Source organism: Nostoc punctiforme PCC 73102 (assembly GCF_000020025.1).
In the GTDB taxonomy this organism is placed as follows: Bacteria; Cyanobacteriota; Cyanobacteriia; order Cyanobacteriales; family Nostocaceae; genus Nostoc; species Nostoc punctiforme.
Genome location: NC_010628.1, coordinates 3,385,791 through 3,403,461 on the forward strand (window position 1 = coordinate 3,385,791; position 17,671 = coordinate 3,403,461).

A 17,671-nucleotide genomic window follows, 5' to 3' on the forward strand; every position below is an offset into this window, starting at 1 on the left:
ATCATACACCCTTTCTCCCATAACCCAGTACAGGGATTAATTTAATACTAAATGGCATAGATGATTTACAGCACAATTACTATTGACTAAATAAATTTTACTTTAGCTTATTAATAATAATATCGGATCTTAATATCATTAATAAGTATAAAGAAGTCTTTCTATGGATATAAGTTTAGGAATAAATTACTTAAAGAGGAAAACATGAAATTTACGTAGTAAGAATTGTAAATAAAGTGACTCAAACTAACAACAAAAATAACCTTCTAGAGGAACCAGATTTAGGGACTTTCATCGCTCAGACTACTGCTACAGATAAATGGCAAGTATTGTCGTACAAAGCCCCAATCCTACCCATACATGCCGCCCTTCTTCGTACTGGTAAGATATTCTTTTTCTGTGGTTCAGGTAACGATCCGGCTCGGTTAAATACTCCCTATGACAGTGTGGTTTGGGATGTAAACAAGGGAACCTTTACCCATCAAGCACCTCCATTAGATAGTAATAATCAACCTATTGACCTTTTTTGCGCTGGTCACTCCTTCCGCTCTGAGGGTCTGCTAATGGTTGCAGGTGGAACTCTGCGCTATGACCCATTTTATGGTTCACCCTCTGCTCTACTGTTTGATCCCATTACCGAGAAATGGGTCAAGATCCCATCAATGAATAATGGCCGCTGGTATCCTACTGTGTTAACACTAGGCAGCGGTCGGATCTTTGCACTGTCTGGACCGGATAAAGATGGCAAGCTAAACAGACAACCAGAAATTTATTCTGTTACATTTTCAAATGGCTGGAATGCTTTTCCAATAACTAGCCCCTTTCCGGCATACGCGCAATTGTTTCTATTGAGTAGTGGGAAAATTTTTTATTCAGGCGCTCAGATGGGCAATTCTGGAGTAGCGCCAACTATACTAACCCTGCCAGATACATTTACGCAAAGCATTGCAGAAAAAGTTGTGCCAGGACTACAAAACCCAGATTTCGGTAATCAAGGTGCCAGCGTGCTTTTACCACCTGCACAAGACCAAAAAGTTATGATTATCGGTGGGGGTAATAGTACTACAGCAACAAACAGGGTAAATATTGTAGATTTAAAAGCTACTAATCCAACTTACGTAGCAGCAAAGTCTCTAAATTATGCTCGGATGCATCACAGCGCTGTTTTATTGCCCGATCGCACAGTGTTTGTTTGTAATGGTAGCAAAATGAGTGAGGACACAACACAATCAATGCTGCCAGCAGAAATCTACAATCCAGCCACAAATACCTGGACAGTAGTAGCTAAACAAAGTGTCCCCCGTGTATATCACTCTGTGGCCTTGCTGCTGCCAGATGGTAGGGTAGTTGCAGCTGGGGGGAACCCTCAACGGACTGTCAATGAACTGCGATTAGAAATTTACAGTCCTGCGTATATGTCGCGTTCACGACCAATTATTCAGAGCGCTCCTCAAACATTGAGCTACGGACTGCAATTTACGATTCAGACACCCCAGGCTGGAAATATTAAATGGGTTAGTTTGATTAGACCAATGGCAACCACTCATTCCTGCGATACAGAACAAAGGATAGTCGATGTGCCGATTAATTCTAGAAACTCTACTTCTCTGAATGTCACGGTAACAAACAATCGAAACATAGCGCCGCCAGGGTGGTACATGCTTTTTATTAGTGACAGCAATGGGACACCTTCAGTAGCAACCTGGACGCGAATATTTTAGCCTTACCCATTTAACTTAATAAAAGTCATTAATTCTAGGAGGGGAAATATGAATTCCAAGCTCTCACGTCGGCAGTTTGGCCAGTTGGCAATTGCTGGAACTGTAGTATCTGGGCTTAGTTATTTAACCAACAAAGCCTTGGCGCAAACACCAAGTTTAAATCCAAGTTTAAATAATATTGTCGGTATAACTTCTGGTTCTATCATCACCACAGACAAAGCGGTTATTCCAGAGGGAAACACCACTGAATTAGATAGCACTGCCTCAAACAATATATCCACAGATATTAAGCCTGTAGGACTTGTTTTGCAATCCTTAACTACAGGAAATAGTCAGGTACTTGCAAATAGTACGCCTTTAGCAGAGCCTGGTGAGATATTAAATATAAGTGGCTTCACTTCTTTAAGCGATGGCACACTTGTTGTAGCCACTACTCCTGTTACGATTAGCAAGAAACTGGCAACACCTACTCGGATTACATTTTTGGGTACGCCTATAAAAACTTTGATAGTCTCAGGACTTAAACAGAATCAACAGCTTGGGAGTTTGCTAGGCACTAATGATGGGCGACTCATCGGTCTAGTAGGTAAAAAGAACGGTACACCACCAATTTTATTGGTAGATATTAACCTTCAAACAGGAGAAATAAGTTCTATTAATAAGATTAAATTCCCGAACGATGAGCGGGTTAGCAATCTAGCTGAGTGTCCAGATGGAAAACTCTATACTTCTTTAGTTGGATTTCATGGTGATACAACTTTGGTGCAGCTAGATTCAAATCAAAAAAAGCCAATCAGACTGGCACAATTGAAAGTTGATGGTAAAGAATGGAATAATGGCTTACAAAGCTTAGTTTGCTCTGCAACAGGTCAACTCCTTGCATTGGGAGCTATGAGGTATGAAACACCTAATGCTGTGTATAGCGTAGATAAGAACAGTGGAAACATGACTCGGCTACAAGACTTTGACGTTGCTCAGATTGCAATTGCTCGTAGGTAGAAGGGATTGGCTAAAACCCTTATACCTATTGCCTGTTGCCTATTGCCTTATTTCAACGACAATTATTTACGCTTACTTACTTAATCTCTGACAGATGCCTTTTCCCTAAGAAAGGCATCAAATGTAAACCTATCGGGTAGTGAAGTTTGTGCGCCTGATTTTGTCGTCGCTAAAGCACCTGCTGCTGCGCCCCAAACAACTGCTTGATGTAAAGAAAATCCTGCAAAAAGTGCCGCCGTTAAGCCACCATTAAAAGCATCGCCAGCTGCTACTGTGTCAACTGCATGAACTGGAAAGACGGGGACAAAAAACTTTTCCTCAGCAGTGGCACAAAAAACACCTTTAGCACCAAGTTTAACAATCGCACATTTCACACCCCGTTGTAATAAAACTTCAGCAGCCTTTGCCGCTTGTTCCTCTCCATCCACAGGAAAACCCACTAGCTGCGCGGCTTCAACTTCATTGGGTGTAATAATGTCCACTAATGGATAAAGTTCATCTGGAAAATTAGATTGTGCGGGTGCTGGATCGAGAATTACCCTGATTTTGCTTTTTCTTGCTGCTGTAGCAGCTGCAATCACGGTAGTAATTGGAATTTCTAATTGTAAAAGCAGTGCTGTCGCTTCTGGTAATAACTGCGACAATCGTTCTACATCTTCTTGATTGACACGCCCATTTGCACCAGGAATTACAATAATTTGATTTTCCCCAGCATGATTTACGGCGATAATAGCAACTCCAGAACTAACAGTTTCATCCACAAAAATATTATCAATCTGCACACCAGATGATTGCAAATTGTTGACAAGTTCCACACCAAAATCGTCTGCACCGACACGCCCCACCATTTGGGTAGGAATTCCCAGTTTTGCTAATGCTACAGCTTGATTCGCTCCTTTACCTCCCGAAACTTTAAAAAATTCTTCTCCTAGCAACGTTTCTCCTGGGACTGGCAATCGGGGTGTTGTTGCTACCAAGTCTATATTTATGCTGCCAAAGACGATAATGCTCATTTTTGTTGATCTTTAAAGCCATTTAGCGTATAGTCCAAGCGATTGCTACGGTTTATAGGTCTAACTTTTTCCAATTGCAGCATGACATTGAATCGCTACACATCTGTTATTTCATCTTAACTGTTAGCTGATAACAATCATCCCAAAATACTTTGTAATAGCAACCAAATATTTAAACCTACGATAACAATAGCAACTAACCAGGCCAACGATTTCAACCACAAGGGATTTACAAACTCACCCATCAAGCGGCGATTACTCGTAAACATCACCAATGGAATCACTGCAAATGGTAACTGTAAACTGAGGATAACTTGGCTGAGAACTATCAGACTGCTTGTACTATTTTCACCAAAAATAATGATAGTAATTAACGCTGGAATGATTGCAATCAGACGGGTTATTAAACGGCGTAACCAAGATGGAAAGCGAAATTGTAAAAAGCCTTCCATAACAATTTGTCCTGCCAGAGTTGCAGTTAGCGTTGAACTTTGTCCAGAAGCAAGTAAAGCAATGCCAAAAATAGCACTGGCAGCACTAACTCCTAACAATGGTGAAAGTAATTTATAAGCGTCTTGAATTTCTGCCACATGCTGATTACCAGAAAAATGAAATGTTGCGGCAGACACAATTAAAATTGCTGAGTTGATAAATAGTGCTAAAGATAAAGCAAAAGTTGAATCAATTGTACCAAACTTAATTGCTTCCCATCTTTTTTCAGTATTAGGCTGCCAACTACGGGTTTGTACAATTGAGGAGTGTAAATATAAGTTGTGAGGCATCACTGTCGCCCCTAAAATACCAATAGCAATGTAGAGCATTTCTGGATTCTGTAAAATCTCTTTCTTGGGCAGATATCCCAATAAAATTCCCCCCATATCAGGGCGAGAAAACAGAATTTCAGCTGTAAAACAGATGCCTACTGTTCCTACCAGCATTATTACTAGGGCTTCTGTATAGCGAAAGCCTTTATGTTGCAAAAATAACAATAGTAGGACATCCACTGCTGTGATGCAAACACCCCATACTAAGGGAATACCGAATAAAAGTTGCAGTGCGATCGCACTTCCTAGTAGTTCTGCTAAATCACAAGCTGCGATCGCAATTTCACACAGTACCCACAAGCAAAAACTAACCTTTGGACTGAAATAGTCTCGACAAGCCTGTGCTAGATCTCGCCCTGTAGCAACTCCCAAACGTACACAGAGTGATTGGAGTAATATTGCCATCAGGTTCGACAGCAGGATCACTGTTAATAGAGTGTACCCAAACCTTGAACCCCCAGCGATATCTGTTGCCCAATTTCCAGGATCAATATATCCCACTGAAACCAGATACCCTGGCCCTGTATAAGCCATCATCTTGCGCCAAAAGCTGCTGCTGTTAGGAACTCCAATGCTACGGTGAACCTCTGGTAAGCTAGGTTTGTTTTCTGGGGGAGTCATTTGCTGTGCCGTCAAATCTTCTCATATTCTTTTCATATTCTCATAAAATATAGAATAAACATCAACCTTTAGGTAAGTATGGACAAATCACTTGGGTTAGCGAGATTTTGCCTGGGAATATACCCCCTAACTCACGGTTTTAATAAGTTAGGGGGTATCTAGCTTTCAGGTTTTCAGTGCGTAAATCCTGAAGTATTAGGTTTTACTTGTCATTACAAACATCAATTTTGCTCTGTTAACAGCAAAATATTCTCAGTCATTTAATTCCTTCAAATCAGCCGCGACAGGTTGAGAACATCTTTGGATTTGAGGAGAGATAGAGCAAATTGCATCTGTCGTTGTTTCAAAACAATTTGATAATCCAATTGTTTTTAACAATCCTGTTCGTTCTAATAGTTGTTTGACTTCGGGTTGTAAACCTGTGAGAATTAAGCGGCAATTGTGCCGTTCTAAGTCGTGGTAAATATCCTCTAAAGCTACTAATCCAGTTGTGTCCATATTTGGTACAAAGCGCAGCCGGAGAATTAAATATTTCACTTCCGGTTCATCGCGGAGGAAGGTAGCAAAGCGTTCAGCAGCACCAAAAAATACGGGGCCATCTATGCGATAAACGGCAATTTCCTTACCTAATTCCAGAGGAGTACCAGGGGGAAATACTTCGGTTTCAGGTATTTTAACTAGACTTAAATCGCTCATCCGTTTGATGAACAATGCTCCGGCTGCAATCAATCCTACTTCTACAGCGAGAACTAAATCAAACAAGATTGTTACTAGCCAGGTGAGAATCATTACCGCAAAGTCAGAGTAGGTAGCACGCATCAATAAACCAATGGCTTCCCATTCAATCATCCGCACACTAACTACCATCAGAATGCCAGCAAGTGCTGCTAAAGGAATCTGTGCTGCTAGGGGTGCTAAAGTTAAAACAATAATAGCTAAAGCAACACCGTGAATTACCCCAGATAGTCGAGTTTTGCCGCCCGAACGGACATTGACAGCAGTCCGAGCGATCGCACCTGTTGCCGGGATGCCGCCAAAAAATGGGATAATAATATTTGCCAATCCTTGACCAATTAATTCGCGATCGCTATTGTGTTTTTCGCTCACTGTCATCCCATCAGCCACTACCGCCGACAGTAACGATTCAATACTTCCCAGTGCAGCCAAAGCCAAAGCCGGATTAATCAGTTCTCGAATCACACTAAAATCATTCCAGTGGGGAATGCCTTGAGGCATTGGTAAAGATTGCGGAATGCTGCCAATTGTGGGTACATCCAGATGAAAATAAGTTGCTATCCCCGTTGCCAACACCAATCCCACTAAAGAACCCGGTATTGTCGTATTAATCCTGGGCCAGAAAATGTTGGCTGCCATTACCAATGTTGCTAACCCAACAGCAGCCCAATTTAGAGCTTCTACATGAGTTAAACTTTGCCAAAGCCCCGGCAAAAAGTGTTCACTACGTGGTATTCGTAAACCAAAAAAATTATTTAATTGACCACAAAATATAATCACGGCAATACCATTGGTAAAGCCTGCCGTCACTGGATAGGGAATAAACTTCACTAGCTGCCCAAGTTTGGCAACTCCCAAGGCAATCTGGATAATTCCAGCCATTACCCCAGCAATCCAAACTTTCTCAAGGCCGTACTTGGCGACAATTCCCACCAAAACCACAGCCATTGCACCTGTCGGCCCTGTAATCTGTACTGGCGAACCACCAAAAATTGCCGCGACAATTCCCGCTACAATAGCGGTATAAAGTCCCGCCTTTGGTTCTACACCACTCGCTACCGCAAAGGCTAAAGCCAAAGGCAATGCTACCACTGCTGCTGTTAGTCCACCCGTCAAATCGCCACGCAGTCCACTAAACCAGCGATTCAGACGTAAAAGCTGTGGTTCTTTGAGGATATTAGAGATTGCCATATTCAGTTTGAACTCTTATAGACAATTTTTTGCTGCACACATAGATGTGATATAATATGTGGCAAATTAAGCATAATACCCAAAATATTAAAAAGCCACGGGTAAAAGCCCCTTTATTATAGACATCTCGGAAAAAAGTCAAAATTATATTGTTATTAGTTTGTAGGGTGCAGTCTTAAAGAATCCACTCATTTTGGTTTTAGATGAAGCTACCTTAGAGGTGGATAAGATTTCGAGCAATTCTATTCCTTCATAAAGGACTAGGTTTAAGTGCCTCAGAGGATATTTTAAAAGTGGTATGTTGTGATTTTAATCGAAATTATTACCCCCCTCTTAATCCCCCCTTATAAAGGGGAGAAACAAGAAAATCTAGTTCCCTCACCTTTATAAGGGGAGGGTTAGGGTGGGGTAAAAAATATTTGATACATCAATCATGACTTTTAAAACATCCTCTCATCAATCTGTCTGAATTAAGCCTTCAATCTTCAGATTCAGGACTCGAGACTTTGTTATGTGGTAATATCAACTGCACGAAACCGCAAAAAGCCGTGGCTACTGGATTAAAATCTCATCAGATATCAAGAAGGCGTAAACATTCAACGCATCCTCTCCAGCGCTTGCTTGAGTATGGACATCAGTATCGTAAACAAATTTGGCTAGCGACTACTTATTCTATCCTCAATAAATTTTTCGACTTGGCACCACCAGGCTTAATTGGCGTGGCTGTGGATGTAGTAGTCAAGCAACAGGATTCTATAATTGCCCAGTTAGGGGTACGCGATGTCTTTGGACAATTTTTGATTATTTCTTTTCTCACTGTCATCATTTGGATACTAGAATCTGTTTTTGAATACGCCTACGCTCGACTTTGGCGGAATTTAGCTCAGAATATTCAGCATGACTTGCGTTTAGATGCCTACAAACATTTGCAAGAGTTGGAATTGGCTTATTTTGAAGAACGCAGCACTGGCGGCTTAATGTCTATCCTCAGTGATGATATTAACCAATTAGAGCGTTTTTTGGATGGAGGAGCAAATGATATTATTCAAGTTTCTGCAACTGTTCTAATTATTGGCGCTGCTTTCTTTATTTTGGCTCCTAGTGTCGCGTGGATGGCTTTGTCACCGATGCCATTTATCCTCTGGGGTTCTTTTGCTTACCAACGACTGCTTGCGCCTCGCTACGCCGATGTCCGGGAAAAGGTTGGTTTCCTAAATTCGCGTTTGTCAAACAATATTAGTGGAATAACTACCATTAAAAGTTTCACTGCCGAAACTTATGAAGCCTCTCGTTTGGAATTAGATAGTGAAGCTTATCGCCGCAGTAACTCCAAGGCAATTACTCTTTCTGCTGCTTTTGTACCGTTAATTCGGATGCTGATTTTAGTGGGTTTCACAGCATTACTCTTATATGGTGGCATGGCAGCAGTTTCTGGACAAATGTCTGTAGGTACTTACAGTGTATTAGTGTTTTTAATCCAGCGCTTGCTATGGCCTTTAACAAGATTAGGCGAAACTTTTGACCAATATCAACGAGCAATGGCTTCTACTAATCGAGTCATGAATTTGTTAGATACTCCTATCGCCATTCATACAGGAAATGTGGCGTTACCTGTGAATGAAGTGCGCGGTGAAGTGCAATTTAAAAATGTTTATTTTGCCTATAAAGATAGATTTCCAGTAATTAAAAATCTGTCTTTGGATATTCCGGCTGGAAAAACCATTGCAATTGTCGGTTCAACAGGTTCTGGTAAAAGCACTTTAGTCAAGCTTTTGTTGCGGTTATACGAAGTGCAAACAGGAAACATTACTCTCGATGGTATTGATTTGCAAAGTTTAAATTTGCAAGATTTACGGCGCTGTATTGGTTTGGTGAGTCAAGATGTTTTTCTATTTCATGGCACTGTAGCAGAGAATATTGCTTACGGTAGCTTTGAGACTACAGAGCAAGAAATCATCACGGCGGCGAAGATAGCCGAGGCGCACGAATTTATTGTTGAATTGCCCGAAGGTTATGAGACAATTGTGGGGGAAAGAGGACAAAAGTTATCTGGTGGACAAAGACAACGGATTGCGATCGCCCGTGCAGTCTTAAAAAATCCACCCATTCTGATTTTAGACGAAGCTACCTCGGCAGTGGATAATGAGACAGAAGCTGCAATCCAGCGATCGCTCGAACGGATTACAGTAGATAGAACTACAATTGCGATCGCTCATCGTCTATCCACCATCCGCAATGCCGATTGCATTTATGTCATGGAACATGGGAAATTAGTAGAGTCAGGAACCCATGAGCAATTGCTGGAGAAAGACGGGATTTATTCCGGCCTCTGGCGTGTACAGTCAGGTTTGAGATAAGTTTCGCCTATTGTCTGTGTCTTCATTACGAATTATTTATGTTTTTTGGTAATAGTCAACCAGAATCAGGTGATACTAAGTGGCGTCGCCAGTTGGATAAGTTTGTCAAAGCAAATCAGCAAGAGTTGGCGGCGCTGTTTTGGGGATTGTGGTTAGCAAATGGTGACAGTCAGGGTACTGTTGGTATTGATTTGCAACCAACGCCGCATTTTGTTTATTGTCCGAAAGAGCAGATAGAGAATTTAAATAATAGAGTTGAAAATCGGCTGCAAGAAATTTTGGGAATTGTCGAGAATCACAAGCCGGAAGTGGAAGTTGTGATGATTGGGATTGGAAAGGGGGAAATTAAGTTGATTCAGTTTGCACCGGAACCAGCACCACCGATTTGTTTTGAGCAAGTTGGGAAGGATGTGGATGGGTTATTGGAAGTTTTGGAGCAGAGGATGAGTGAGTATTTTTCAAGCTAATAACTTGATGAATATTATTTTCATAATTAAACTTTGATGCTATCTATACAGGTCGATTTTTCTATGTCCTCAAACATAAAGAAAATTAAAAGCTGGAAAGAAGATTATGCTCAATTTTTTGAATCTCCAAGTCGAGAAACTTTTCGTGAATTACTCCGCAACCATACAGGAGAGTATGATGATCTAGACTTTAAAAGTGAACTTGTTTCGGAAGATGAAATCGCCAAGAATATTCTTGGCATGGCTAATAAATCCGGTGGTGTAATTATTTTTGGTGTTGAGGAAAACAAACAAGATAACAGCTTTTATTCTAAGGGATTGCCTGATTTAAATGATAAAACTGATTTTAAAAATAAAGTCGAAAAATATATTCCGTCTCAGTTAAATTTTGATGTTATAGATTTTTCATACGAAGAATCAGAATATTCAAAACTAAAAGGGAAACTATTCCGGGTTGTGATTATAGAATATAATCCACGATATATTCCCTTTTTGCCTAAGAAAGATAGTGATAAAATTAAGCGTTATCACATATTTATTAGACACAACACTAGCACTATCACTGCTGAATATGAACATTTGCAAGATATTTTAAATCGTAGAGTAGAAACGACATATTCCTCTACTACAGAAATGTCTCTAGCTGAACACCTTGCTCAATTAAAAGAACTATATTCAATGATACAAAAGAATAAACCTGGTTCAGCTTTGGCTTTGAACTTTTTGGAAAATACATATTTTACACAGCAAAATCCATATTATCCAAAAGAAGAATATGATGCTTTTATTAGTAGAATGATTTCTGTAAAGAAAGAAGTAATAGAAGCTATAATCCAAAGAAAAGAACCTTGATCGCACTTTTATTACCAGGATCGAGTGTTCCTAATTTCTCGGCTGCAACTCTAAGAATTGAACGACTTTCAGTAGTATGAACCAAATGGACAAAAGCAGCAATAACCCGTTTTCTGTCGGTTAATTCCAGCGTTTTTCTAGCTGTCTTCACCAATGGTTTTGGTAATATCTGCCAATCTCGCTTATCTTGCCGAAAATAGGCATAACTCCATTTGAGTAACTGTTCTACAATTGCATCACCCAAACTACATTCTGGGAACTGGGATAAAGCCTCAGCCGCCAAAAAATAGGCGCGATAACGATAAAAATCGCCGCAACCGTCATCACAATCTATTAAAGCTTGGATAAAATCTTCTTTTTGCTCCTTAGCTACATCCTTTTGGCTGAACCAGTGGACAATCTCTGCTTTCCACTCCGGCTCAAAGATGCGGTAAATGCCTTGATTTAAATCGCTGCGATCGTGGTTAAAGAAATACTGCCAATCATGCATTGCCTCCTACCCACTTCGAGATGTGGGACGAAAGGGACTTAAATGAATTTTGCTACATCAGTTGGCTTGTTGTCAAGTCTGGACGCAATGAGTATCCTTGGTTGAAAGCCAGAGGATTCCTAAACTTTTGTGAGGTTTTATGAAAGAGATCAAAAATAAAATTACAAATAAATTAGAGCGATTATTGGAACAATGGTTAGTACCTCGTCTAGTACGCTGGGGAGAATATCTAGAAACTAAAATTAGGCGCTACAAGCATCAAGAACTCAAGAGTAAATTAAAATTTTCTGGCTCAGGTCTACGATTTAAGCGAGATATTAAAATTGACCATCCGCAAAATGTGTCTCTGGGAAATAAAGTCTATATCGGCCCGGATGTCTTCTTAGATGGACGTGGTGGAATCACAATTGGCGACAATACCACACTCGGATTTAATGTTATTATTCTCTCTGCAAACCACGACTATCAAAGTAATGATTTGCCTTATGAACATAATGTCTACATTCATAAACCTGTTGTCATTGGCCGCAATGTTTGGATTGGCGGAAATGTTCTAATTATTCCGGGAGTTACTATTGGAGATGGTGCAATTGTGGCGGCTGGTACTGTTGTAACTGCGAATGTTGAACCTTTAGCAATTGTTGGAAATCAACCGATGAGAACAATTAAATACCGCGACAAGGAACATTATGAAAAACTCGCTAACAAGCAAGAGAATCAGGATATCTCATAATTACACGATAGTAGGGTGGGAATTTTAATCCCCACCCTACTTGCCTAAACTAGGGCTGGCGTATTTGCACGCTTGACTTGAGGTGTAGCAACCATCCGCATTCCGGCCGGTGTAGCGACAGTTAATCCACGGCGCACAGGATGCACAGGACGTTTATTAACTAGCGATACTTGAAATTCAGATAGAACAGTTGCTAAGACAATTTTCATTTCATACTGGGCAAATGCCATCCCAATACAACGACGATTACCGCCACCAAAGGGTAAATATTCATAAGGTGAATATTGTCTTTCTAAAAAGCGTTCTGGCTTAAACTGTTTGGATTGTGGATAAACTTCTTCGCGATGATGCGCTAAATAAATACTGGGGACTATTGCCGTTCCCTCTCGCAGCTCGTAGCCCATAATTGTAATTGGAGTTTTCACAATCCGCACGAAAGCAGTCATGGCAATTGGGTAAATTCGCAATGTTTCTTGGCAAACTGCTGTCAAATAGGGCAATTTAGCCACACTACTCAAATCGGGGTTAACTCCAATGGTGTTGAGTTCCTGTAGCAACTTCTCCCGCACCTCTGGCAAATGGTCAATCCAGTAAAAAGCCCATGTCAATGCAGAAGCAGTAGTTTCATGTCCCGCTACTAGCAGCGTCATTAACTCGTCGTGTAATTCTTCGTCTGACATCCCTTGACCATCGTCGTAACGAGCAGCCATCATCAAACTTAGGATGTCTTGGCGATTTTGATCGGTTTGGGCGCGACGTTCCCGAAGCAAAGTATAGATAAGTAGATCAACTTTTTGCCGTTGTAGCAGAATCCTACCCCACGGACTCCACGCACCAAAATCTTTTTGTATGAAACGGAAAAAGAAGGCGCTGGACATTATGGGCGAACTGATGAAGTCTAGTAAGTCACTTAGCGATCGCCTTAGTTCTTCAAAAAGCTCTCCCTCATTCAAACCAAAGACAACCCGTAAGATAACACGCAAAGTAATTTCTTGCATCGACTCACGGATATTAAAAGGCTTGCCAATTTTCCATTCATGGCTCACCTGTTGGGTTATTTTCCGAATATCCTCACCATAAGCCCGCATCCTTTCGCCATGAAAGGGGGGAGCTAATAGTTGCCGTTGGCGCTGGTGGCGATCGCCATCCACTAACATAAAGGAGCGATCGCCAAGTAAAAATCTTAGTCCTGTGTTTCCCCTTCCAACCTCAAAATGCCTCGAATCAGCAGTAAAAATCTCCTCAAGCGCTTGAGGTTGACTAAAGTACACAATATGGTTATCAGACCGACTACTCCTGATTGTGAAAGTGTCACCATAGGTTTTGGCAAAATCATCGACATATTTCACTGGCTGACTAATAAACTTGATCGTTCGCAACCAGCGCGGCATTTGAGGCCCATCAGGCAGATTGTAAGTTGCTGTCATAGGAGTTTGTAAATTTGATGGCTTCTGAATTTTATTGTTACGACTTTTCATGTTACTTAGGGTTACAGAAAGCGGTATATTCATGATTGGGGACTAGAGACTGGAGACTGAGAACTGAAAAGAGAATAATAAAAACTCTTGTACAGACGCGATTCATCGCGTCTCTATTCCTAACTCAGCACTCCTAACTCAGCACTCAAGAGGCAGCATCGGAAGCAAGCAGTGCCAAAAATCATCGCTATTCTCAACGGTAAAGGAGGAGTCGGCAAAACGACTACCGCAGTCAATCTGGCTGCAAACTTTGCGAAGAAAAAAAAGGTGTTGCTGATTGATGCAGATATTCAAGGTTCTGCCAGTTGGTGGTTTGGGCGCAGTCAGCAAGGAATGGGATTTGATTTATCTCAAGAAACAGATCCCAAGCTTTTAAGTGATTTAGGAAAGATAACAGGTTACGATTTAGTAGTGGTGGATACGCCTCCCGCGCTGCGCTCTGAAGCATTAGTAGCGGTAGTTGCGATCGCAGATTATCTAGTTTTGCCTACACCCCCATCCGCAATGGATTTAGCTATCCTCGTGGAAACAGTTAAGGAAGCCGTCATCCCCGTGGGAACCCCCCATCGGGTACTGCTAACTAAAGTCGATACGCGCAGTATTGGGGAAGCGCTAGAAGCAAAAAACACTCTCACTAGATTAGGTATTCCTGCTTTTAATACCTTTATCCGTGCTTATAAGGCTCATGAACGAGCGGCGCTTGAGGGTGTAGCGATCGCTCAATGGCGAGGAAGTAATGCACGAGAGGCGGAGTTAGACTACCGTCGTGCAGCTGATGAATTACAGCGTGATTGGAGAAAATAATAATGGCTAGGAAACAAAGTCTCTCTGACTTACTACAAGAAGAGGCACAAAAATTTACACCCCCAGAAGGTGAATCTGCGATCGAGGTTACAGCAAAAGCAATTACCGAAGAACAGGCTTCATCTGATGAAGAATCCTCAGCACAAACATCTGAGCCAAATTCTACTAAGCGTACAAGCCCAACTAAAGCTGATTTAGAAGCGACTGTTAAAGAGTTGACAAGTAATTTAGAAACAAGCCACAAAAAAGAAGCATCTCTTGGACAAGAAGTTGCTGATTTGCAATCAAAATTATCTAAACAAAAAACATTTGTATCAGAACAAAAATCATTACTAGAACAACTAACAAAAGAACTTGAAGAAACTAAAAAAACAGCACTGCAACTTGCAGAAGCAAATTCCAAGCTTATAGAAGAAATTAATGCTTTAAAACAAACAGCAGAAGATAATTCTAAAAAACTTGTTGTCAAAGAAAGTACTGCTATTAAACCAGTCAAAGATCATTACAATCCACTTAACTACAAAAAATCACATCGTTCATCGGAAACATTAGCTCAAAATCAACCACAAAATCAACCAGTAGAGTATCCTGAAAGTTCTAATGAGATGTGGTTACTTGACTAGTACAGCTTGGCGCAAATCAAGCTAACTTTAACAAGGGGGATTATGCCCCTTGTTAAAGGCAAACTTCCGACAGCGTAAAATAGAGTATTTTTTTAAAACGTTCTCTCTAAATACATCCAAATAAAGTGCAAGAGATGCAGCAGACTTCTTGGGTTTTAACTACAATTAAACTCGAAAGTCTAAAATATGCTGTGCAGTAATTTGTGGTTGTTCCAGATGCGGAAGATGACCACAATCTTGAATCCAGAAGAGGGTACTGTGGGGAATTGCTCTTTTAAATCTCATCGCATCCTTAGTACCCAAAATTTTATCAGAATCGCCCCATAAAATTAGCGTTTGTTGCAGAATTTGTGATATTTTTTTAAATCTAAAAGCACTGTAACCACCACTTTTAGTAAAAGCAATCAAAGCTTGATTCCAACTGGGCATTTGAAGATGTAATGCGCCACAACATAAAGCATCCACAGAAGCAAGACTTTGATTTTTATATCCAATGCGAGAAACGCGATCGCGCACCTTTAGATTACTCAAAAATTGAGTTGCGAAATAATCCAATGGGGGAAACATGAATTTACTTAACGGTGAACCACCAGCTAACCCCGCACTATCAATCAACACCAGCTTTTTTACAACTTCCGGGTAAGTCAGCGTAAAATCAATCGCCGTCGCACCCCCCATCGAAGCGCCCACTAAAATAACAGGTTGGTTAATTAAGCTTTTCCAGAAATAATAAAGATGGGTTTTAATCGCAGTTGGGCTATAAGCAATTCCTGAGAGTCTATCTGTAAACCCAAAACCCAACAAATCCACAGCCCACGTTTCATTATCTCTAGAGAGTAGTGGCAAAAGCCGCCGAAATTCTAATACAGAACTGTCAAAGCCGTGAATTAATAAAATAGGAGTTCCACCACTCCCTTGCTTAACATAAGTTGTGGTAACTGGTTGATTAATTAAAGGAGTAGCGATCGCAGCAGTTTGAATATTCTGAGCTAGTGCGATCGAGGCAGATTCTGTCAGTTGCCCAACTGCTTGAGGAAGAAAATTCGGAAACATAAATTTCAGTTTATCGTATTAGCTTGCTTTGGTGCATCGCTGATTTTGTTAAACAACAAAATTACACAAACTAATATGCTCAAGTATTATTTGTAATACATAAAACATAGTTTAGCGGCTAATCAAAATATTCTAACTCTTGTAAAGACGCGATTAATCGCGTCTCTCCTAATTCCCACCACTAAAGAAAATTTTGCAAAATGTCAAAATTGGGACTAAAGCCACGTACAATTGATATCGCCTATCCCTTATTCCAGGAGCTAATGCCATGCCAATGGCGGTTGGCGTAATTGAAACTTTAGGTTTTCCTAGTGTTTTAGCCGCAGCAGATGCAATGGTCAAAGCTGCCGCAGTCACGATTGTGTATTATGGTCAAGCCGAAAGCGCTCGTTTGTTAGTCGCTGTCCGGGGACACGTTTCTGAAGTCAATAGAGCTGTTGAAGCCGGAATCGAAGCTGGAGAGCAAGTCAAGGTTGGTACAGTAATCACCCACTATATCGTTCCTAATCCTCCCGAAAATGTGGAAACCATATTACCAATCCATTTCACTGAAGAATCAGAACCTTTCCGCATGTTCTAAGCAATTTTGCTATCAAAATCTGTAGCGAAGCTTCGTACAATTAACTTGTAGCCCCCATATCGTTTATTCATACAGGAGATTAATAATGTCATTACAGGCAGTTGGAGCACTTGAAACGAAAGGTTTCCCGGCGGTGCTAGCAGCAGCAGATGCTATGGTAAAAGCTGGTCGAGTCACCCTTGTTGGATATATCAGAGTGGGTAGCGCCCGTTTTACAGTTAATATTCGTGGCGATGTTTCTGAGGTAAAAGCGGCTATGGCTGCTGGTGTTGAAGCCGCAGAGAATGTATATGGTGGTACCCTAGAATCCTGGGTGATTATTCCTCGTCCTCATGAAAACGTCGAAGCTGTTCTACCAATTGCTTATACAGAACAAGTCCAAGGGTATCGAGAATCTGTAGAAAATCCCATTGTCAGATCGAACAATCGATAGATTCAACCTCCTGCGGGGGAATTCAAAACGAAGAATCCCTACAAATGAATTTATTGAGAAGTCTATTTTAAGGCTTCTGACCATTAAAGCTTTTGAGGGTTGCATTCTTTCTGTTTTTAGATTTTGCAGAAGTTGAATTTTGAAGCAGAGGGAAGCAACAATCAGAGTCAATAGTCAAAATCCATATTGACTGTTGACTATTCATTTTTACGAATGTAAACGTTTTATATAACAGCTTATTAAACTCCTCTGAAACACTAATTTACGTATATACATTTAGATAAAATAAAAATATATTAAGAAATTTAACTTAATACAATTCAGTTAAGGCTCGATCCTCTTGCGTAATTCCCCTTAGAAAAGAGGGAATTAAGCTATTTTAAGAGGGTTGAAGGAATGTTATAGGGCAAAATCTGATGAACACCAAGCGTATTAAGATTTAACTAAGTATTTTACTACGTATGGGATTGTAGAGGGGTGAAACTTATACGGGTGAAATAACGTCTGAGATTGAGTTAAATTAGATTGGTTCCTTCTATACTGTTACAAAATATCAGATATCCCCGATCCTATCTCGTGCAAAGGTGTATCCCCACCACTCTAGGCAGATTTCTGTTCTCAGTTAAAAAATATAACTTTACAAAAAGCTTAAATTCACAGAGTTGCTCTAAATGCTTCATTTACAAGGGTTTTGGGC

Annotated in this window: 16 protein-coding genes; 10 read left to right on the forward strand and 6 right to left on the reverse strand. The window is 40.6% G+C overall.

Going from position 1 to position 17,671, the window contains the following annotated elements:
* Positions 1 to 236: 236 nt before the first annotated feature.
* Both NPUN_RS13790 and NPUN_RS13795 read left to right on the forward strand, forming a co-directional pair.
* Positions 237 to 1,721 (forward strand): galactose oxidase-like domain-containing protein, encoded by a 1,485-nt coding sequence (locus NPUN_RS13790; RefSeq protein WP_012409261.1) that lies wholly within the window; start codon positions 237 to 239, stop codon positions 1,719 to 1,721.
* 48 nt (positions 1,722 to 1,769) lie between these two features.
* Complete coding sequence (locus tag NPUN_RS13795; RefSeq protein WP_012409262.1) at positions 1,770 to 2,720, forward strand: hypothetical protein; 951 nt, start codon at positions 1,770 to 1,772, stop codon at positions 2,718 to 2,720.
* 80 nt (positions 2,721 to 2,800) lie between these two features.
* Here the strand turns inward: NPUN_RS13795 and rbsK are convergent, their stop codons facing one another.
* The 3 genes from rbsK to NPUN_RS13810 all read right to left on the reverse strand — a co-directional run bounded on the left by rbsK (position 2,801) and on the right by NPUN_RS13810 (position 7,104).
* Positions 2,801 to 3,733, reverse strand: a complete 933-nt coding sequence (rbsK, locus tag NPUN_RS13800; protein ID WP_012409263.1) for a ribokinase — start codon at positions 3,731 to 3,733, stop codon at positions 2,801 to 2,803.
* Positions 3,734 to 3,870: 137 nt separating this feature from the next.
* The gene (locus NPUN_RS13805; protein ID WP_012409264.1) at positions 3,871 to 5,178 is read right to left on the reverse strand and encodes an Nramp family divalent metal transporter; all 1,308 of its coding nucleotides are present in this window, start codon (positions 5,176 to 5,178) and stop codon (positions 3,871 to 3,873) included.
* Positions 5,179 to 5,430: 252 nt separating this feature from the next.
* Positions 5,431 to 7,104, reverse strand: a complete 1,674-nt coding sequence (locus tag NPUN_RS13810; protein WP_012409265.1) for a SulP family inorganic anion transporter — start codon at positions 7,102 to 7,104, stop codon at positions 5,431 to 5,433.
* A 548-nt stretch (positions 7,105 to 7,652) separates the two neighbouring features.
* On the opposite strand from NPUN_RS13810, the gene NPUN_RS13815 reads away from it, so the two are divergent.
* From NPUN_RS13815 to NPUN_RS13825, 3 genes are all read left to right on the forward strand, one after another.
* A complete protein-coding gene (locus tag NPUN_RS13815; protein ID WP_041565398.1) occupies positions 7,653 to 9,461 on the forward strand; it encodes an ABC transporter ATP-binding protein in 1,809 nt (602 codons plus the stop codon).
* Between the two features lie 38 nt (positions 9,462 to 9,499).
* On the forward strand, positions 9,500 to 9,928 hold the full coding sequence (ccmS, locus tag NPUN_RS13820) for a beta-carboxysome assembly chaperone CcmS (RefSeq protein ID WP_012409267.1): 429 nt from the start codon (positions 9,500 to 9,502) through the stop codon (positions 9,926 to 9,928).
* Between the two features lie 63 nt (positions 9,929 to 9,991).
* Positions 9,992 to 10,780 (forward strand): AlbA family DNA-binding domain-containing protein, encoded by a 789-nt coding sequence (locus tag NPUN_RS13825; protein ID WP_012409268.1) that lies wholly within the window; start codon positions 9,992 to 9,994, stop codon positions 10,778 to 10,780.
* Here the strand turns inward: NPUN_RS13825 and NPUN_RS13830 are convergent.
* Positions 10,755 to 11,270: a hypothetical protein gene (locus NPUN_RS13830; protein ID WP_012409269.1), complete on the reverse strand. Its 516-nt coding sequence runs from the start codon at positions 11,268 to 11,270 to the stop codon at positions 10,755 to 10,757. The genes NPUN_RS13825 and NPUN_RS13830 overlap by 26 nt on opposite strands.
* Positions 11,271 to 11,409: 139 nt before the next feature.
* Here NPUN_RS13830 and NPUN_RS13835 point away from each other — a divergent pair, with 139 nt between their 5' ends.
* Positions 11,410 to 12,003, forward strand: a complete 594-nt coding sequence (locus NPUN_RS13835; protein WP_012409270.1) for an acyltransferase — start codon at positions 11,410 to 11,412, stop codon at positions 12,001 to 12,003.
* Positions 12,004 to 12,047: 44 nt separating this feature from the next.
* Here the strand turns inward: NPUN_RS13835 and NPUN_RS13840 are convergent, their stop codons facing one another.
* A complete protein-coding gene (locus NPUN_RS13840) occupies positions 12,048 to 13,430 on the reverse strand; it encodes a cytochrome P450 (RefSeq protein WP_041566140.1) in 1,383 nt (460 codons plus the stop codon).
* Between the two features lie 222 nt (positions 13,431 to 13,652).
* Here NPUN_RS13840 and NPUN_RS13845 point away from each other — a divergent pair, with 222 nt between their 5' ends.
* The gene (locus NPUN_RS13845) at positions 13,653 to 14,285 is read left to right on the forward strand and encodes a ParA family protein (RefSeq protein ID WP_012409272.1); all 633 of its coding nucleotides are present in this window, start codon (positions 13,653 to 13,655) and stop codon (positions 14,283 to 14,285) included.
* Positions 14,286 to 14,287: 2 nt separating this feature from the next.
* Positions 14,288 to 14,908, forward strand: coding sequence for a hypothetical protein (locus NPUN_RS13850; protein WP_012409273.1), 621 nt, complete (start codon positions 14,288 to 14,290; stop codon positions 14,906 to 14,908).
* A 165-nt stretch (positions 14,909 to 15,073) separates the two neighbouring features.
* Here the strand turns inward: NPUN_RS13850 and NPUN_RS13855 are convergent, their stop codons facing one another.
* Positions 15,074 to 15,961, reverse strand: a complete 888-nt coding sequence (locus NPUN_RS13855) for an alpha/beta fold hydrolase (protein WP_012409274.1) — start codon at positions 15,959 to 15,961, stop codon at positions 15,074 to 15,076.
* A gap of 268 nt (positions 15,962 to 16,229) precedes the next feature.
* Between NPUN_RS13855 and NPUN_RS13860 the strand changes: the two genes are divergently transcribed.
* The gene (locus NPUN_RS13860) at positions 16,230 to 16,541 is read left to right on the forward strand and encodes a BMC domain-containing protein (protein ID WP_012409275.1); all 312 of its coding nucleotides are present in this window, start codon (positions 16,230 to 16,232) and stop codon (positions 16,539 to 16,541) included.
* Positions 16,542 to 16,626: 85 nt separating this feature from the next.
* Positions 16,627 to 16,974 carry a carbon dioxide-concentrating mechanism protein CcmK gene (locus NPUN_RS13865; protein WP_012409276.1) on the forward strand — a complete coding sequence of 116 codons (348 nt, stop codon included), beginning with the start codon at positions 16,627 to 16,629 and terminating at the stop codon, positions 16,972 to 16,974.
* The last annotated feature ends 697 nt before the right edge of the window (positions 16,975 to 17,671 follow it).